The organism is Actinomadura oligospora ATCC 43269, from assembly GCF_000518265.1.
In the GTDB taxonomy this organism is placed as follows: domain Bacteria; phylum Actinomycetota; class Actinomycetes; order Streptosporangiales; family Streptosporangiaceae; genus Spirillospora; species Spirillospora oligospora.
In genome coordinates, this window is record NZ_KI912410.1 from 543015 (window position 1) to 561804 (window position 18790).

The window sequence follows — 18790 nt, forward strand, 5'->3', positions numbered from 1 at the left end:
GATCAGCCGGCCTTCTCGGCGGTCTTCTGGATGTCGCCGAGGACGGCCTTCGGGTCCTTGCTCGCGACGGCCGTGCCGAGCTGCTGCTTCACCGCGCCCGCGACCGCGCTCCACGCGGGGTTGCTCGTCGGGGCGAACTTGCTGGTGGGCAGCGCGTCCACGAACTGCTTGAAGTACGGGTCGGCGCTCAGCGCGTCACCGGCGGACTTGGTCACCGGCAGGAAGTTCTCCAGCTTGAGGAACTTGCTGGTGTTGTCCTTGGTGTAGAAGAAGTCGAGGAACTTCCTCACGGCCTCCTTGTTCTTGCCGTCGTTCTTCTTGAACGCGGCGAGGACGTCCATGACGCCGAGCGTGTTGTGCGCGGTCCCGTCCTTGCTGGGCAGCGGGGCGATGCCGTAGTTCAGGTTCTTGTTGACCGGGTCGATGAACCCGGCGCGGGTGAACGGTCCGCCGATCGACATGCCGACCCGGCCCTGCGCGAACTGGTTGAACACCGTCTTGCGGTCGGTGCTCTCCGGGTTCGGCTGGGTCAGCCCGGACTTGTTGAGGTCCTTGAGGAAGTTCAGCGTGTCCACGTTGGCCTGCTGGTCGATCGCCCACTTCCCGGACGCGTCGACCCAGCCGCCGTTGTTGTTCATCGCCCAGGAGTAGAACTCGGCCTGCGCCTCCTCGGGCCCGAGCGGCAGGCCGTAGCCGATCGCCCCGCCCGCCTTGACCTTCTGCGCGTCGGCCTTCACGTCCGCCCACGTCTTGGGCGCGTCGTTGATGCCGGCCTTCTTGAACAGGTCCTTGTTGTAGAACATCAGCCGGGCGCTGGAGATGAACGGCAGCGCGTACTGCGTGCCGTTGTACTTGGCCTGGTCCACGAAGGTCGGGGAGAAGTCGCTCAGGGTGTTCGGCGACACCACGTCGGACGCCTGGTAGATCAGGCCGTCCCGCGCGAAGTCGGAGAACGCGTTGTAGTTCAGCACGTCGGGGACCTGCTTGGTCTGGACGTAGGTCTTCACCTTGGCGTCCATCTGCGTCCAGTCGACCATCTCCAGGTCGACCTTGTACCCCGAGTTCCTGGCCTCGAAGTCCTTGATCAGGCCGTCCCAGTAACCCTTGGTGTTGTCGTCGTAGATGGCCGCGACGAACTTGATCGTCTTGTCGGACCCGCCGTCGCTCGACGAGCTTCCCTTGCCGCAGCCGCTCGCGCCCACGGCGACCGTGAGACCCGCGGCGATGGCGACCGTGAGATGCCGTTTCATCTGGTCCCCGCCTTCTCCGCGCACATTGAAAGAATGTGCGCGGTACGAATGCCCTATGAGCAGAAACGCGCGTGGCCCGACGATAAGAGGTGGTCCGTACCAGTTCAAGAGTCCACTTACCCACGAGTCTCAACCGTTATCGGCTCTCTTGCCCTGGTCTGTGCTGGTACGTGCCGTACGCAGGACTGGTCCGGTCTCCGGCCGCCGTCCTCCCGGGGTTGCGGCCCGGCACCTAACCGCGATTGCGTCCCCGCCGCTGCCTCGAGCACCTCAGGTGAGCGCGGTGGCGTCCAGGATCCGGGAGAACACGAACGGTCGCAGGACGTCGTCCCGGCGCCACGTCCCGGCCGGAACGGCGTCCTCCATCCCCACGTGCGCGCGGGTCCTCATCCCGCACTCCGCCACGAGCGCCTCGGCCTCGTCGGGCGTCAGGAACGTCCGGTACGGCTCGCCGCTCTCCACGACCGCCTGGTCGGCGAACGCCCCGTACTCGCGCCCGATCCCGTCCCGCAGCCCGGGCGGGACCATGTAGTCCATGACGAGCTCGGCCCCGAGCCCGGCGACCGCGCGGACGGTAGTCTCAACAGTCGCCCGGGACAGATAAACACTCACCCCGAGCCACCCCACGAGCGTCCGCCGCCGGGGATCGAACCCCGCCGCCGCAAGCCTTTCGGCCAACCCGCCGCGCTCCAGATCGAGCGGGACGAATTCCAGCCCCTCCGGCACGGCGAGCCCCGCCGTCGAGATCAGCTCCCGTTTCCATGCCTGCGTGTCAGGGTGATCCACCTCGAATACCCGGACGTCCGAATTCCGGAAGGCGAACGTGTCGAGCCCCGCTCCGAGAAGCACGTACTGTTCGACTCCGGACGCCGCGATCCGGTCTTCGACGAAGCGGCTCCGCGTCACCCCGAGCGCCCGCGTCCCCCACAGGACGACATGGTCGCCATGCGCCCGGTGGTATCCGACCAGCTCGTCCGCCGCGTCCCCGAGCAGTGCCGCCACGACGTCGTCCCGCAGAATCGCCGGTTCCCCGTCCACCGCCAGGTGGGCCGCCCGCGCGGCCGCCACCATCATCGCCGTCCGGCTCGCCGTTCCGTCCCGCATCTCTCCGCCTCCCGAAAATCGTCCCGGCGGAGATGCTAAATCGCTGATGTGGGCGATTAAAGCAATCATAGCAGTCGAAAATAAATTCCCGATAACCATTGAAAGGCAATTCGGGGCGGTGTTGGAGTCGCCCCGGAGCCGGTGCGGTGTCGCGGGGCCGGGGGCGACGGATTCGGAACCCGCCGCGTCGAAGGACGCGTCCGGGCTGCCCGCATGTGGCCGGAGTGACGGGTTTGTTGATCTTGAAGACTGCTTACATATCCGGACAAAGGTGCTGGGCCGTCCGGCGTCGCACCGTGCCCGGACCAACCCTGGGGGCTGATCGGCGTGGCGGCTCGCACCGACGGAGGCGAGTGGCCCGGCTCCCCGGACTTCGCGGCGGGCCTCGCGGCGCTGCGGGAGTCCGGCTGGCGGCCGACCCCGTTCCGCCAGTTCATCCTGAAGGTCCACAGTCGCTGCAACCTGGCGTGCGACTACTGCTACGTCTACGAGATGGCCGACCAGGGGTGGCGGGAACAGCCCCGGAGGATGAGCGGCGCGGTCGTGGACGCCACCGCGCGGCGGATCGGCGAACACGTCCGCGCGCACGGGCTGACCGACATCGAGGTGATCCTGCACGGCGGTGAACCGCTGCTCGCCGGGCCCGACCTGATCCGGCACGCGGTCGTGGCCGTCCGTCAGGAGGTCGGAGCTCGCGCGCGCGTGCGGGTGGGCGTCCAGACGAACGGCGTCCTGCTGGACGAAACGTTCCTGGCCCTCTTCGACGAGCTGGACATCCGGGTCAGCGTCAGCCTGGACGGCGACGAACGCGGTCACGACCGGCACCGGCTGCACGCGAACGGCCGGGGCAGCTACGCGCAGACGGCCGCCGGACTCGAAAGGCTCACGGCCGAGCCGTACCGCCACCTGTTCGGCGGCCTCCTCGCCACGATCGACCTCGCGAACCCGCCCGTCGAGACCTACGAGGCGCTGCTCCGGTTCCGTCCGCCCGCCGTCGACTTCCTGCTTCCGCACGGCAACTGGGACACTCCGCCGCCGGGACGCGACCCCGCCGCCCCGGACGCCCCCTACGGCGACTGGCTGACCGCCGTCTTCGACCGCTGGACGGCCGCGCCGCGCCGGGAGACGCACGTCCGGCTGTTCCGCGAGCTCATCGCGCTGAGCCTGGGCCGTCCGTCCGCGAGCGAGATGGTCGGGCTGTCCCCGGCCGCGATGGTCGTGGTCGAGACGGACGGCACGGTCGAGCAGGTCGACACGCTCAAGTCCGCCTACGAGGGCGCCGCCGCGACCGGCCTGCACGTCGGCCGGGACGGCTTCGACGCCGCGCTCGCCCTGCCCTCGACCGCCGCCCGGCAGATCGGCGCGGACGCCCTGTCCGCGACCTGCCGCGCCTGCCGGGTCGGGCGGATCTGCGGCGGCGGCCAATACGTCCACAGGTACCGGGCGGGCAGCGGCTTCCAGAACCCGTCCGTCTACTGCCGCGACCTGTTCCGGCTGGTCAGCCACGTCCGCGACGCCGTCGCCCGCGACCTCGCGCGCGCGAAGGACGAGGCCGCGAGAGCCGGACGAGCGCGGACCCGACAAGCGCAGGTGGGAGACGCACGGACGAGGAGCGAACCGATGCGGCCGGAACTGAAACGCCTGTCCCTCCCCGAGAAGGTCTTCGCGGGTCTCGCCCAAGGCGGCGGCGGGGCCTACGCCGTGGACGAGCTGTGGCGCGTTCAGCGGTCCAAACGCCTGCTGCTCCTGCGCTGGGTGCGCGAGGCCGCCAGGTCACGCGACCCCGGACGCGAGGCCCGCGCGCGCCAGGCGTACGCGCTGCTCGCCGACATCCAGGGCCGCGCGCCGGACGCCGTCCGCGTCGTCCTCGACCACCCGTCCGTCGGCGTCTGGGCGCACGCCGTCGCCTCCGCGGGCGCCGACACCGACCCGATCGGCGCGCTGGCCGCCGCCGCGGCGATCCACGCCCGCGACCCGCGTCCGGTCGAGGTCGCCGGCGGCCCGGACGGCCTGTTCCTGCCGTCCCTCGGCATGGCCGTCCCCTTCGCCGGGCCCGGCGTCGTCCGCGCCGCCCCCGAGGGCCCGGTCACGATCTCGTCCGGCGCGGGCACGACCGTCCTGCCCGGCGAGGACCCGCACCGCGACGCCCCCGGCTGGCACGGCCTGCGCACGCTCGAGGCCGAGTACCACGGCATGGCCCTGCGCCTCCTCCTGGACGACTGCGACCCCCTCCGCTCCGTCGGCGGCGACCCGATGCCGCGCCTCACCCCCGAGGAGACCGAGCAGTGGCGGGACATCCTGCGCGGAGCGTGGCGCCTGCTCGTCCGCCGCCACTGGACGATCGCCGAGGAGGCGGCCCGCACCCTCCGCGTCCTCACCCCCATCGCCCCTTCGGAGCGGGGAATGAGCAGTGCCACCGCCCACGAGGCTTTCGGCGTCGTGTTTACGTCTTTACCGCAGGACGAACGGGACCTCGCCGTGGCCTTCGCCCACGAAGTTCAGCACGCGAAACTCGGTGCGTTGAACGACGCGATCCCCCTCGCCAAGGCGGACGATGGCGGTCTTCACTACGCGCCCTGGCGAGACGACCCGCGCCCGGCGGCCGGACTGCTCACCGGCGCGTACGCGCACCTCGGCGTCGCCGGATTCTGGCGCAGGCAGCGCCACCACGAGCACGGTGCCGCAGCGTTGCACGCACACACCGAGTTCGCGCGGTGGCGTGACGCGTCTGCGCTGGTCACCGGTGTTCTCATACGCAGCGGCAGGCTGACCGCTGAGGGCGAGCGGTTCGTCGCCGAGATGGACCGTACGTTGCGCGCATGGCGGCGCGAACCCGTCCCGACTGCGGCGCTCGACCTCGCTCGCGCCATCGCGGCCCGGCATCGCGAGCGTTGGCGGGGGCGGCACGGCGACCTCCGCCCGCTGTTCTAGGCCGGTGGCGCTGCCTGACTCGCCGGACAGTGCAGCCTAGATTGGTGGCGGGTCGAAGTCGCAGTCCAGGTGGCGTCGCTCGGCTGCGACGACCGCGTCTGGGTGGTTGAGGCCGAGCACCCGCGCGTACCGGTGGATCGTGTCCTCGTACAACTCCTCGCCCTCCTGCTGGAGGGCGTCGTTTCGCTGCTCTCGGCCCTCGCGCTCCAGATCGGCTGAGAGGTTCGCGGCGCACGCCAGCGTCATGAAATGGTCCGTGCCGAGCAGTGACCGCAGCCGCCGCATCGTGTCCCGGCCAAGCGCGATCGCGCTGTCGAGGTCGCCCAGGTCAGCGAGGTCACTGGCGAGGTTGGTGGCGATGGTCAGTGAATAGTGATGGTCGCGGCCGAGCCTGGCTTCCAGTCCGTCAAGGGCCTTCTCATTAACTGACCGAGCCGTCGTCGTCTCACCGCGGACCCGGTGCAGCAGCGCCAGGTTTCCTTGGACGCCGAAGACGTAGGGGTGCGTTGGACCGAACATGTCCGGGTAGAGGTCGGCGACGCTCTTTGCCAACTTCAGCGCCTCATCTTGTGTGTTCACGGTCCGGTAGGTGTTCGCCAGATTGGTCGCCGACGCGAGCGTGTCAGGGTGGATCGGGCCGAATACGCGCAGGCACCGGTCATGGGTTTCCCTGGCGAGCTCCAACGCCTCCTGGTAGCGGCCGGCGCGGCGCCTGGCGATCGCAAGGTCGGTGGACGCGCGGACCGTCACCGCGTGCTCCAGCCCGAGTTGTTCGGTGGCGAGGGCGAGCGCGTCCTCGCCGAAGTCCATCGCGTCCCGGAAATCCCCGAGGAGCCGGACGGCTCGGGCGAGACCGTTCAGCCGCAGGGCCTCCTCCATGGCGCTCACGCCCTGGGGACGTGGCCGTCCGGAGGACGCCCGGTAGCAGCGTTCCTGGAGATCTCGCGCCTTCACGTAGTCGCTGACCAGGCCATGGTCGAGCGCCAGATTGTTCATCGCGCGGAGGGTGCGGAAGTGGCCCGGTCCGAAGAAGCGCTCATGCTCGCGTAGCGAGAGCTCACCCTGTTCCTGCCCTTGTCGGAAGTCGCCGCGGGCGCGCAGGTCGGCACCGCTGCTGTCGATCACGGCGAGTAGCAGGTCGCGGAACGCGTCGTCGTCACGGCCACTGGCCCGCATGGTGCGTAGAGCTTCCTGGTTGATCATGTATGCCTCGGCGTACTGACCCCGTTCCCGGATGAGAATGGCGCGCAGACGCTGTGCTGCCAGGACGTCGGGATCGTCCGGCGGCGAGGTTAGCCGCCAATGGTCTTGAACCCGTTTGGTAAAGCTGGCTCCGCCTGCCTGATCACTCGACACGTACAGGTAGCGCGCGAACGCCAGGATCATCGCGCGAACCCTTGGATCAGTGCTGTCGATAGCAGCAGTCGGGTGAATATGGCCGTAAAGGGCGCCGAAATCCCGCCAGGACTCGGTCTGGTCGGGGTCCTTGGGGGTCGCTTCGGCGAGCAGCAGGTGGACGTCCGAGAGATAGCGTGCCTTGTCCTCCGTTGACAATGCGTTGCGGACGAGACCCTGAATAAGTCGGTGCATCTGGATCGTGCGGTTGTCTCCTTCGATCTCCACCCGTACTAGGGCGTACCTGCGCAGGCCCGCGATGGCACGGCTGGTCTCGATGGAGTCGGCAAGGATCTCTGCCAACTCAGGCGACACGCCTTTGGGAGCGGCTCGAAAGACGTCTCGCGGGAAAGGTTCCGGTCCGAAGAAAGCGCAGCAGCGCAACAGCGAGACAGCGTTCGGATAGTTCCGTTCCAGCTCCTCTACCGCAAGCCGCCACGCTGCCGTCATTGGACGCGGATATTCGCTCGCTTCGCCTTCCAGAAGGAGGTCGCCGATCCGGTCGTGGAGCAGGGAGAGGTAATCCCTCACCGACATCGCGGACTCCTGTAGGAGCGACGCCGCCTGCTCCAACGCGAGCGGGAGATCGCCGAGTTCGTCGGCGAGGCGGGAGGCGTCCTCGTCAACGAGCGCGCCGGGCAGCCGCCGACTGAGGAACTCGACGCTCTCCACTCGGGAGAAGACGTCCACCTCGACTGTGGCGACGCGCCCGCGCCCTTTCCAGTTGGGATTACGGGAGGTGATGAGGACGTCGCCGGGGCCCTGAGGTACGAATGAGTAGATGTCCTCCGGTTCGTCTGCGTTGTCGAAGATCAGCAGCCAGCGGCCATAAGGTTCTCCACGTTCCAGGGCTTGACGGACCGAGTTGGCGGCCTCCTCCACGCCGACCTTGTTGGCGGGCGGCAGGCCCAGGTGAGGTGCAAGCCCGGCGAGTGAGGCGCGGACGAGGCTCTCCTGCGCGGACGGAATCCACCAGACGAGCTGGTATTGGGAGCGGAAGCGGTGGGCGTACTCAATCGCGAGCTGCGTCTTGCCGACTCCGGCCATCCCGTGTAGGGCATATGGCACTACCGCTGCGGCGACATTATTACTGATGCTCTCCCGTAGGGAGGACAGCAAATCCTTGCGCCCGGTAAAATTGTGGTTGCGTGCGGGAACCTTGGTGCCCCAGATGCGCGGGACTCCTGCGGTTATCGGGGTGGCGTCGATGGAATCCTTCACGCGGCTCGCCTCCGCACGTGGTCGCACCACTGATCTCGCTTCGCATCCTATGCCGCCAGAGGCTGCCCGGCCACGGCGCCGGTCTCACCTGATTGGTCAGGTGAGACTATGGTGAAGGGCGCATGGTCTCTCGCGCAATGCAGGGTGGCAATGCCGGACAGCATAATGGCGCGATGTGGTCAGGTTGCCCCACGGCCTGCAGGGAACATGCAGAATCACAGATGAGCCCCGACCGCCGGAGCAAGGAGTCTTCCGATGCGCGACGAGGTGGATTTCCGCAGCGACCTGCCGGATCTCTCCGGGGCTTCCCTGGAGGAGCTGAGCGGCCTGGGCGGGACGGTTCTCGCCGAAGAAATCGAGACCCTGCTCAAGCCTGTGCGCAAGCCGGCGGTGGTGTGCGCGAACTTCAGCGCCTACCTCGGCGACGAGTGACGCGCCCGATCCGTGATATCGAGCTGGGCTCCGACAGTTAGAAGGACGTCGGGCGAGGGAGTGGGCGACGTGGAGAAGCTCACGTCCCGCCACGACCCAAACCCCTATCCGGGGCGAAGGCCGTTCACCGATGCTGAGGGACACCGATTCTTCGGCCGTGCCCAGGAGTCACAGAGACTCGCCGATCTCTGGACGCACCGTCCCGTCACGGTGCTGCGCGGGCCGAGCGGCTGTGGCCGGACCTCACTGATCAACGCAGGTGTGATCCCGCTCCTGCGAGACACCCGGCACGACCTCGTCCCCGTCGCGGACGTCGGCCCCTTGGCCGTCCCGCCGCAGGGACGGGTCCTGCCGAACGCGGCGTTTCCGGAGTCTGATCCGTATTTGCTGGCGCTGCTCGCCGCGTGGCGGGAGGAGCCCGGCGAGACCATTCCCGTGGCCGCGTTCCCGCACCAGACCAAGCGACGCGGCCGGTTCGGCGAACGGCGTCCGACCCTGTTCGCGATCGACTGCGCCGAACGCTGGTTCACCGGCCGCGTACTGTTCCGCCAACAGACCGGCCTTCATGAAGTCCTCGCGACCGTGGCAGCCGATCCGAGCGTCCGGCTGCTGCTCTCCGCCCGGGAGGAGGGGGCCGACCACCTGATCGACGCCGTCGCCCGGCACGACCTGCCGGTCGCGGAGATGCGCCTCGGGCCGCTCACCTGGAGCGGGGCCCTGACCGCCGTGGCGGAACCCGCGCAGCGGGCGGGCCGCCCGTTCGAGGACGGCGCGGCCGAACGCCTGGTGGACGAGCTGAGCGCCGGGCACGAGGACGCGCTCGTGGAACCGGTGCTCCTCCAGGCCGCGTGCCGAACCCTCTGGGGCCGCCTCGCCGACACCGACGAGACCATCCCCGGACGCCTGCTCCCCAACCTGGACGACATCCTCGCCGACCTGTGCACCGCGACCGTCGACAGCGTCACGGACGACCTGGACGCCGCAGCCCGTTCCGCGGGCGCGATCTCCGAAACCGAGTGGCGGACGCTCAGGACGTGGGAGCACGCGCCCGAGGAGGTCGCGCGCCGGGCCGCCGAGATCCCGTCGGATCCCAAGGACGCCGCGGCTCCCGCCAGAGAGCGGGCACGGGGCCGCCCCGCCTCGTCCGCCGCCGCGCGGCACCTGCTCAGGGAGGCGCACCTGGTGCGGAGCGTCCGCACCGGCGACACCTCGACGACCGGCGACACCATCACGACCGGTGACACCGTGCCGTCCGGCGACTCCGTGACGGACGTCCTGCAGCATCCCGACCTCGCCCTCGCCCTCGAACGGCTGGGGGAGCGGCCGAGGCGCAGCAGGTACCACACCGGCCCCTGGCATCGCCTGCGCGCGGCCGAGGCGGCGCTGGCCGCCGGGCAGGCGCTGCTCGCGCGGGGACTCGCCGGGTCGGCCGCGGGGGACCCGGGCACCGACGCCGGATTCCAGGCGGACGTGCAGACCGTCCTCGGCAACATCGCCTACCTGCACGGACGCTACGACGAGGCGGCCCGCTGCCACCAGCGCGCGGGCGAGCTCCTCCAGACGATCGAGGACAGCGCGGCCGTCGTCCGGCAGCTCGCGGCCGAGGGCTGGTCGCGGTTCGCCGCCGGTGACGTCGAACGCGGCGTCGCGCTGCTGCGCAGCGGGGCCGACCTGGCCCCCGGCGACGCGTCCGTCCAGGTCGGGCTGGGCCGGATGCTGTGGCGGGCCGGACGTCCCGAGGCGGCGCTCGCGGTGCTCAGCGGCGTGCTCAACCGGCACGGCGACGTCCACGAGGCCCTGGAGATCCGCGGTGAGATCCGCGCCGACCGGGGCGAGTCGGAGTCGGCGCTGCGCGACCTGGACCGGCTCGGCCGGTCCGCCGACCCCGCCGCCCGCGCGGCCCGCGCGCTGGCGCTCGCGCGCCGGGGCCGCCTGGACGCGGCCCGCGCGGAGATCGGCGAGGTCGTCGTGGCGGGCGCGGAGAGCGGCCCGGCGCTGTACCGCGCGGCGCAGGTCGAGCTGATGACCGGCGACACCGGAACGGCCACCGACCTCGCGACCCGCGCGGTCGAGGCCCGGCACCCGCCGCTGCCCGAGCACCTGCGCGCCGAGGCCTGGCGTCTGCTGGCGGACGTGTGAGGAACCCCGGACGCCGGGTCCGGGGAGTGTGGCATGTGACGCTGAGCGCCGTCCGCCCCGGACGGAGGATCAAGGCATGGGGTCCACTGCCACCGCGCTGGTGACGGGCGGGACGGCCGTCCTCACCGGAACGCTCACCGCGGTCGTCGGCGTCGTCACGGCCCGCCTGGGTCATGCCTACGAGCGTCGCCGCGCGGCCGACGCCCGGCGTGACGAGCAGTCCGACGCCGCCGACCAGCGCGTCCGCGAGGCCCTGCGGAGCATGGACAACGCCGTCGTCGACCTCGGGGTGACTGTCCGCCTCTGCGAACGCCTGCGTTCCCTCGGAGCCCTCGGCGAGGACGAGGAGCTGGCGGGCGGACGCCGCGTCTCCTCCGAGTACCGGACGGCCGTCCGCGAGATCCAGGGCTTCCTCGACGCCGTCGGCCACAGGACGGACCTGGTGAAACCGGTGGACGCCCTGCGCGCCGAGGTTCGCAGGGCCTGGCTGCACGGTCTCGGTGACGCCGGGAAGCAGGACCCGCGCAGCGCCGGTGCCGTGGACGAGGAACTCCAGCGCCGCATGAGCGACATAGGACGCACCCTCACGGAACCGTCCCCGACAGGTTCGTCCCTCATACCCGAGCGGGCACGGCCGCCTTCCGTACCGTCCCGTGACGGAGCCGCCGCCGAAGCCGGAGGACGCGCGCCCGCCGGGCCGCCCAGAGCAGGACGCCGGTGGCGGCGATGGCGATCGGGACCGCCCACGCGACGGCGAGAGCGCCCACCGCGGTGATGGCGACCCCGCCGCACATCGTGCCGATGGGCGCGATCCCGAGGGTCACGAACCGGTTCGTCCCGGCGACGCGTCCACGCAGCTCAGGAGGGGTGCGGCTGGCCTGGTAGGTCGACAACGCGATGTTCAGCCGCGCCCCCACGAACCCGACGCCGCCCCACGCGACCATCCAGACGCCGGCCCAGGGGAAGACCGCGAGCAGCGTGGTCATCCCGAGCCAGGCCCACATGCACAGCTTGACGAGCTTGATCGGACGGCGTCCGAAACGGCGTCGCCGCGTGACCGCCACATATCCGGAGACGAACGACCCGCCTAAGCCGGGCGCGGCGAGCAGCACCCCTGCCATCGCGAGCGGAAGGCCCGCCTCACGCGCGCGCACGACCAGAAGCAAGGTGACGACCTGGAACAGCAGATTCGTGGCCGTGCACGCGATCAGCGTCGAGCGCAGGAACCTGTACCGCCACAGCCACGTCAACCCCTCCAGCATCTCGGCGACGAGCGACCCGCCTCGCTGGAGCTCGGATCGCACCCTGGACGCATCGGTCGGCCCATCGGCGCGCAGCGGACGGGCATGGTTCCAGCGCCCCCGGAGCCCGGCGGACCGCAGCGTCAGGATCGCCGCCGTGGACGCCAGCCCGAACAGGGCGTCCGCGGCGTACGGGAAGCCGGTGCCCGCCGCGTGCAGGACGCCGCCCAGGGGCCGTCCGAGCAGCATCGCGCCGTTCGCCCGCCCCTCGTTCTGCGCCATCGCCCGCTGGAAGTGCTCCGCCGGGACGACGCTCGGGACGGCGGTCACCTCGGCGACGTTGTAGAAGGTCGTGCACGTCCCGCTGACGAGCGCGGCGACGATCAGGACGGGCGGCCGGAACACCCCGGCGGCGAGGGTCAGCACGACCGCCAGCGACACCAGCGTCCGGACGGTCTGGCTGAGCAGCATCGTCCACCAGTGGTCCAGCCGGTCCACCAGCATTCCGGCGGGAATGTGCAGCAGCAGGCTCGGAACCGTCCCGGCCGCAACGACATAACTGACAAAAGTAGGCGATCTGGTAAGCGTGAAGGCGAGCAGAGGCGCCGCGGTGGTGACGCTCATCGCGCCGAGCAGGGAGGCCGCCGAACCCGTCCAGAGCAGGCCGAACCGGAAACGCCAGCCGTCCGGTTCCTTCGCCATCTGTGTCGCCCAAGAAGAAGGGACCGTGCAGGTCAACAAGGTGGTACGGATGAGCGCGCGCAGACGGCCAGATCAAAAAGCCGCGCGTGGTCGGCCCAACAGAAGCTCAGCCTAGAGGGTGCCCGGTATTGCGCTCACCAAGGGTGAAGTAGAGGCCGGAAAATGTAACTCTGGGGTATTTCACGGATGGGGGTGATCCATGGGATGGAGGGGTTCGGCCGCCGGGAGCAGCAGGGTGAAGATGGGCGGGGAGGGACGGCGGAGGACGAGGCGTCCGCCCTCGGCCTCGGCGAGGGAGCGGGCGAGGGCGAGGCCGATTCCGTGCCCCTCGGCGGACGCCGAGCTCCGGCGGGCGAAGATGTCCTCGGCGTCGTCGGTGACGCCCGGCCCCTCGTCGGAGACGTCGATGGCGAGGCCGCCGCCGATGTCGCTGGCCTCGACGGTGATGCGCCCCGCGCCGTGCGAGATGGCGTTGTCGACCAGGACGTCCAGGATCTGCCGGACCGCCGACGCCTTGACGTGCAGCTCCGGCAGCGGGTCGTGGGCGGTGACCGACAGCGGGCGGTCGACCCCCGTCAGGGTCGCCGACCAGCGGGAACGCAGCCCGCCGAGCAGCTCGGGGACGTCCAGGACCTCGGCGTCGGGACCGGCGTCGCGGGCCAGGCGGAGCAGGTCGTCGATGATGTCACGCAGGTGCTCGCCGCGCCGGACGGCCGCGCGGATCGCCGCGGTCAGGTCCGCCCCCGGACGCTCCAGCGCGGACTCCAGCCCCAGCAGCAGGCCGGTCAGCGGGGTGCGGAGCTGGTGCGACACGTCCGCGCTGAAGGCCCGCTCGCGGTCCAGCATCGAGCCGAGGTGGCGGGCGGTGACCTCCAGCGCGCGGCCCGCCTCGTCCGCCTCCCGCACCCCGGACGGCTCGGCGCGCACGGTGAAGTCGCCGTCGCCCAGCGCCTGGGCGGCGCGCGTCAGCCGCTCCAGCGGCCGCGCGAGGCGGCGCGACTGGTAGAACGCCGCCGCCGCGGCCAGCCCGACGACCACCACGGCGAACACCCCCATCAGCAGCCAGGACCGGTCGCGCCGGTCGTGCACCTCGTCCTGCGGCATGCCGACGCGGGCGATCGAGGTCACGCCCACCTCGGACGGGATGGGCGCGACGACCGTGAGGGTGCCGCCCTCGACCGACTCGTGCAGCCGTCCGTTGGCCGCCTCGGACGCCAGCGGCGAGACGTCCGGGCCGTCCCCGACGATGCGGCTGCCGTCGACCCGGTAGATCCCGACGACCAGGCGTTCGTTCAGCCCGGCGGGCTTGGTGAACGGACGGGGGTTGTGCGCCTCGTCGTCCGGCGCGGTCGCGGCGACCCGGGTGGCGTCCCGCTCCAGCTTGGTGATCGCCTCGCTGTGGTACAGCCGGTCGACGGCGACGGCGAGCAGCAGCGCGAGCACGAGGACGGCGATGGAGGTGATGCCCACGATGGTGACCAGGAGCTGGCGGCGCAGCGGCGTGCTCGCGGCGCCGGCCGGGTTCCGGACCGGCATCGGCATCCCCCTCTCACCTGGGCACCGGTGGTGACCGGAGGATATCCGGGCGGGTTCGCGGCGAAGGTAAACGCCACCATAACCACCGTTGGAAGGACTTCTCACCCGTAGGGGACTAGCCTGGTCCGGCGAAACGGCGACGGAACGTGCCCGGGAGGTCACATGCGCAAGGTGCTCGTAGGGGTCCTCGCCCTGGTGCTGCTGGCCTCGCTGGGCATCGGGCACGCCGCCCGGTCGCCCCTGTCCAGCGCCTGCCAGGCCGAGCCGCACAGCGGCGGGCGGCTGTCCAAGGTCGTCGACACCGTCAGCGACACCCTGCAGATGACCGAACGCAACACCTACTGCCACCCGGAGCGCGGCGGCGTCAGCCGCCCGGTGCCCGGATCCGGCCACGACGCGCCCGCGTAGGACGACCCGGAGCGCGCAGGTGACCACCGAGCCGTCCGAGACCCCGCCGGGGCCGGGCGGACGCGCGGCGTCCGGGGATCTCGCGTTGACCGGGGACCTCATGTTGACCGGGGTGAACGCCCGGTACGGGTGTGAACGTCACGCTAACCTAGCCGCCCCTACGCTAGGTGGCATGGCGGGACCATACGTGCTCGTCGTGGAAGACGACGAGGTCATCGGCACCGAGCTGGGCGAGGCCCTGGCCGCGCAGGGATACGAGCCCGGCTGGGCGACCACGGGGAAGGACGCGCTCGAGCGCGTCTCCGTGCGCGCCCCCGACCTGATCCTGCTCGATCTCGGCCTGCCGGACATGGAGGGCGTCACCCTCTGCCGGCGGCTGCGCTCGGTCCTCACCGACACGGTCATCGTCGTCCTCACGGCCCGCACCCAGGAGTTCGAGGTCGTCGTGGCGCTGGACGCGGGCGCCGACGACTACCTGACCAAGCCGTTCCGGCTCACCGAGCTGATGGCCCGGCTCCGCGCCCACCTGCGGCGCAGCAACGCGTCCCGGGCGGACGAGCGGTTCGTCGGGTCCGGCAGCCTGAACCTGGACCTGGCCGCCCGCCGGGCCACCTTCGACGGCTCCGAGATCGCGCTGCGGCCGAAGGAGTTCGACCTGCTGGCCTGCCTGGTGTCCCGGGCGGGCGAGGTGGTGACCCGCGAGGAGCTCATCGACCAGGTCTGGGACGTCAACTGGTTCGGCCCCACCAAGACCCTGGACGTGCACATCTCCGCGCTGCGCCGCAAGCTCGCGCAGCACGGCGCCGACCCGCGCGCGATCACCACGCTGCGAGGCCGCGGCTACCGCTACGAACCCGCCTGACGTCCGGTTCGGACGGGGGCCGGGCGCGCGGGTCAGTTCTTCCGGGCCACCGCGCAGTACCCGGCGACGTTGTCGGCGCCCTCGAACGCCGAGCGCCACCGCGTCATCGACACCACGCCCGGCTCCAGGACGTCCAGCCCCTCGAGGAACGAGGCGACCTCGTCCCGGGACCGGGGCCGCATCGGGTTCGCGGACTTGGCGTTCCAGTCGCTCTGCGCCTCGGCCTGCGCGGACGGGTCGGGGTCGAAGTCCAGCGTGGAGTGCGTGAGGACCAGGTGGCTGCCGGACGGCACCGCGTCCAGCAGCGTCCGGACGATCGCGTGCGCGTCGCCCATGTCGTGGACGAAGTGCAGGATCCCCAGCAGCATGATCGCGACAGGACGGTCGAAGTCGAGCGTCTTGGCCGCCCGCTCCAGGATGGACTCCGGGTCGCGCAGATCGGCCTCGATGTAGTCGCACGCGCCCTCGGCCGTGCTGGTCAGCAGGGCGCGCGCGTGCACGAGGACGAGCGGGTCGTTGTCGACGTACACGATCCGCGTCTCGGGCGCGATGCCCTGCGCGACCTCGTGGGTGTTGTCCATCGTCGGCAGGCCCGTCCCGATGTCGAGGAACTGCCGGATCCCGAGGTCGGCGACCAGGTGCCGGACGGCCCGCCCGAGGAACGCCCGGTCGGCCCGGGCGATCGCCAGGATCGCGGGGAACGTCGCGATGAACCGTTCCGCGGCCTCCCGGTCGACCTCGTAGTTGTCGTTGCCGCCGAGCAGGTAGTTCCACACCCGCGCCGAATGCGGCACCGACGAGTCGATCCGCGAACCCCCGACGTCAGAGCCGCCCACGACAACTCCCTTCACCCACGAATGTTCCCGCCCACATTAGTGCGTCGGCCGCGTGCCGTCCGACTTTCGAGTTCCGCTGGACGAAAAGCCCCGCGAGGATTTCCCCGCCACGCCTTCCCAGCGTCACCGGAGAACCCCCATGATGGACGGCATGCAGCGGCCAACGGACGAAGAGTGGATCAGGATCGCCGGGTGGGAGAACGTCCCCGGCGCCCCGCGCCCGGCCGACGCCGTCCACGCTTGACTGCGTGACCGCGGCGTCTTCTCGATCCCGTTCGAGGAACACGAGATCCGCGTCGATCTGGCCTGCGGCCCCGACGAGACCGGCCGCTGGCACGGCTGGATCACCCTCAGGCTGAGCGCTTCCGCCCTGCGTGAGCTGGGACTTCACCCCGACCAGCCACCGGCGCGCCACCTCGGTCCCGAGCCGCCCGCGTGGTGGACCAGGACCGGCCGCGTCACCCGCCGCCACGGCGGAAGACGCCACCGCCGGAAATGACGTCACCGAAAGTGACGGCCCGGAAAAACCTTTCGCCCTCACGCTGAGTCAACGGTTAGTTTCGTGTCGGCCCGAAACAGTCGATCAGGTAGGGAGGGCCTTCCCCATGCTCACCACGAACCGTTACCAGTCCACCGTCAGGAACATCGGGGTCATGGCCCATATCGACGCGGGCAAGACCACGACCACGGAACGTATTCTCTTCTACACCGGCGTTTCCCACCGCGTCGGCGAGGTCCACGACGGCGCGGCCGTCACCGACTTCATGAAACAGGAACGCGACCGCGGCATCACCATCGCCTCGGCCGCCGTCTCCTGCCACTGGACGCTGGACGGCGTCCGCCACACGGTCAACCTCATCGACACGCCCGGCCATGTCGACTTCACCATCGAGGTCGAGCGCTGCCTGCGCGTCCTGGACGGCGCGGTCGCGGTGTTCGACGGCGTCGCCGGGGTCGAGCCGCAGTCGGAGACGGTGTGGCGGCAGGCCGACCGGCACGGCGTCCCCCGCGTCTGCTTCGTCAACAAGCTCGACCGCGTGGGCGCCGACCACGAGCGCTGCGTCGCCATGATCGCCGATCGTCTCGGCGCGGTGCCGCTGCCCGTCCAGCTGCCTCTCGGAACGGGCCCCGGCCTGCGCGGAGTGATCGACCTGATCACGATGAGGGCCCTGGTCTGGCCCGCGGACGCCGAGCCGGGCGACGCCTACGAGACGACCGTCGTCCCGTCCTCGCACGCGGACCGGGCGGCCCGGTGGCGCGCCCGTCTCCTGGAGACGCTGGCCGATCACGACGAGGTGTTCACGGAGGTCTATCTCAACGGTGAGCCGTCCGCCGACGACGTCCACGCGGCGATCCGCCGCCTCACGCTCGCGAACGCGGCGACGCCCGTCCTGTGCGGGAGCGCGTTCAAGAACAAGGGCGTGCAGCCGCTCCTGGACGCCGTCGTCCGCTACCTGCCCTCTCCCGAGGCCGCCGGGGACGACCCGTTCAGCGCCCTGGCGTTCAAGGTCACGACCGACCCGCACGTCGGCGCGCTGATCTTCGTCCGCCTCTACGCGGGACGGCTCGTCCGGGGCCAGGCCGTGCTGAACCCCCGGCACGGACGGCGGGAACGCGTCGCCCAGATCTTCCGGATCCGGGCCGACCGGCGCGAGGAGGTCACCGAGGCGGTCGCGGGCGACATCGTCGCCGTCCGCGGCCTCCGCGAGACCACGACCGGCGACACCGTGTGCGACCCGGCGCACCCGGTCGAGCTGGCCCCGATCGAGTTCCCGGCGCCCGTCCTGGAGCTGGCCGTCGAGCCTCGAACGCACGCCGACCAGGAGAGACTGGCCACCGCGCTGCGCGTGCTGACCCTGGAGGACCCGTCCTTCAAGGTCCGCGCCGACCCGCGCACCGGCCAGACCCTGATCGGCGGGATGGGCGAACTGCACCTCGAGGTCCAGGTCACCCGCCTGGCGGACGACTTCGGCGTCGAGACCAACGTCGGCCGACCGAGGGTCGCCTACCGCGAGACGATCACCCGCGAGGCCACGGCCCGCCTGACCTGGAAGAAGCAGACCGGAGGCAAGGGCCAGTACGCCCAGGTCGAACTACGCATCGAACCGATCACCGAAGGAGACGCGACCTATGAGTTCGTCAACCGCGTGACGGGCGGACGCGTCCCGAGGGAGTACGTCCCGGCCGTCGACGAGGGCTGCCAGGAGGCCATGCGCACGGGCATCCTGCACGGCCACGAGATGACCGGCGTCCGCGTGACCCTCCTGGACGGCGACTTCCACAACGTCGACTCGTCCGAACTGGCCTTCCGCATCGCCGCGTCCAAGGCTTTCCGCGAGGCCGCCCAGAACGCGTCCCCGGTCCTCCTGGAACCCGTCATGGCCGTCGAGATCACCACCCCCGACGACCACACCGGCGACGTGATCGGCGACCTCGGCGCCCGCCGAGGCCGCGTCCGAGCCCTGACCGACGACCGCGGAACCCGAACCATCGAAGCCGAGATCCCCTTGGCCGAAATGTTCGGCTACGTGGCCACCCTCCGCACCCTCACCCAGGGCCGAGCCACCTACACCATGCACCTCCACACCTACGCCCAAGCCCCGAGCAACTAACCCCACCCGATACCCGTGAGGCGGCGGCGCTCGCGCCAAACGGCGCGAGCGCCGCCGTCGTTGATCCCAAGCGGTCAGGTTCGGCGAGAAAGTCTGGAGCGATCCCAAGGGCCCAGGGGCG

Annotated in this window: 12 protein-coding genes; 6 read left to right on the plus strand and 6 right to left on the minus strand. The window is 70.7% G+C overall.

What is annotated here, in order from left to right; translation table 11 throughout:
- Positions 1-2: 2 nt before the first annotated feature.
- Positions 3-1250, minus strand: a complete 1248-nt coding sequence (locus P696_RS0134105; RefSeq protein WP_026415835.1) for an extracellular solute-binding protein — start codon at positions 1248-1250, stop codon at positions 3-5.
- 270 nt (positions 1251-1520) lie between these two features.
- A complete protein-coding gene (locus P696_RS0134110) occupies positions 1521-2354 on the minus strand; it encodes a class I SAM-dependent methyltransferase (protein WP_051468497.1) in 834 nt (277 codons plus the stop codon).
- 327 nt (positions 2355-2681) lie between these two features.
- Here P696_RS0134110 and P696_RS59130 point away from each other — a divergent pair, with 327 nt between their 5' ends.
- Positions 2682-5285 (plus strand): FxsB family cyclophane-forming radical SAM/SPASM peptide maturase, encoded by a 2604-nt coding sequence (locus P696_RS59130; protein WP_084338614.1) that lies wholly within the window; start codon positions 2682-2684, stop codon positions 5283-5285.
- Positions 5286-5321: 36 nt separating this feature from the next.
- Here the strand turns inward: P696_RS59130 and fxsT are convergent, their stop codons facing one another.
- On the minus strand, positions 5322-7901 hold the full coding sequence (gene fxsT, locus P696_RS0134120) for an FxSxx-COOH system tetratricopeptide repeat protein (RefSeq protein WP_245627923.1): 2580 nt from the start codon (positions 7899-7901) through the stop codon (positions 5322-5324).
- A 255-nt stretch (positions 7902-8156) separates the two neighbouring features.
- Here fxsT and P696_RS56530 point away from each other — a divergent pair, with 255 nt between their 5' ends.
- Together P696_RS56530 and P696_RS0134130 are read left to right on the plus strand one after the other, a co-directional pair.
- Positions 8157-8333, plus strand: a complete 177-nt coding sequence (locus tag P696_RS56530) for a hypothetical protein (protein WP_157430088.1) — start codon at positions 8157-8159, stop codon at positions 8331-8333.
- 69 nt (positions 8334-8402) lie between these two features.
- Positions 8403-10472, plus strand: coding sequence for an nSTAND1 domain-containing NTPase (locus P696_RS0134130; protein ID WP_342669051.1), 2070 nt, complete (start codon positions 8403-8405; stop codon positions 10470-10472).
- 614 nt (positions 10473-11086) lie between these two features.
- Here the strand turns inward: P696_RS0134130 and P696_RS0134135 are convergent.
- Positions 11087-12415: an MFS transporter gene (locus P696_RS0134135; protein ID WP_084338616.1), complete on the minus strand. Its 1329-nt coding sequence runs from the start codon at positions 12413-12415 to the stop codon at positions 11087-11089.
- A 180-nt stretch (positions 12416-12595) separates the two neighbouring features.
- The gene (locus P696_RS0134140; protein ID WP_245627924.1) at positions 12596-13957 is read right to left on the minus strand and encodes a HAMP domain-containing sensor histidine kinase; all 1362 of its coding nucleotides are present in this window, start codon (positions 13955-13957) and stop codon (positions 12596-12598) included.
- A gap of 156 nt (positions 13958-14113) precedes the next feature.
- On the opposite strand from P696_RS0134140, the gene P696_RS0134145 reads away from it, so the two are divergent.
- Positions 14114-14359, plus strand: a complete 246-nt coding sequence (locus P696_RS0134145; RefSeq protein WP_026415841.1) for a hypothetical protein — start codon at positions 14114-14116, stop codon at positions 14357-14359.
- A 172-nt stretch (positions 14360-14531) separates the two neighbouring features.
- Entirely contained in the window at positions 14532-15221 is a 690-nt protein-coding gene (locus P696_RS0134150; RefSeq protein WP_026415842.1) for a response regulator transcription factor, read from the plus strand.
- A 32-nt stretch (positions 15222-15253) separates the two neighbouring features.
- On the opposite strand, the gene P696_RS0134155 is transcribed toward P696_RS0134150, so the two are convergent.
- Positions 15254-16057, minus strand: coding sequence for an SAM-dependent methyltransferase (locus tag P696_RS0134155; RefSeq protein ID WP_026415843.1), 804 nt, complete (start codon positions 16055-16057; stop codon positions 15254-15256).
- Positions 16058-16662: 605 nt separating this feature from the next.
- On the opposite strand from P696_RS0134155, the gene fusA reads away from it, so the two are divergent.
- Positions 16663-18669, plus strand: coding sequence for an elongation factor G (fusA, locus tag P696_RS0134165; RefSeq protein ID WP_026415844.1), 2007 nt, complete (start codon positions 16663-16665; stop codon positions 18667-18669).
- Positions 18670-18790 lie beyond the last annotated feature (121 nt).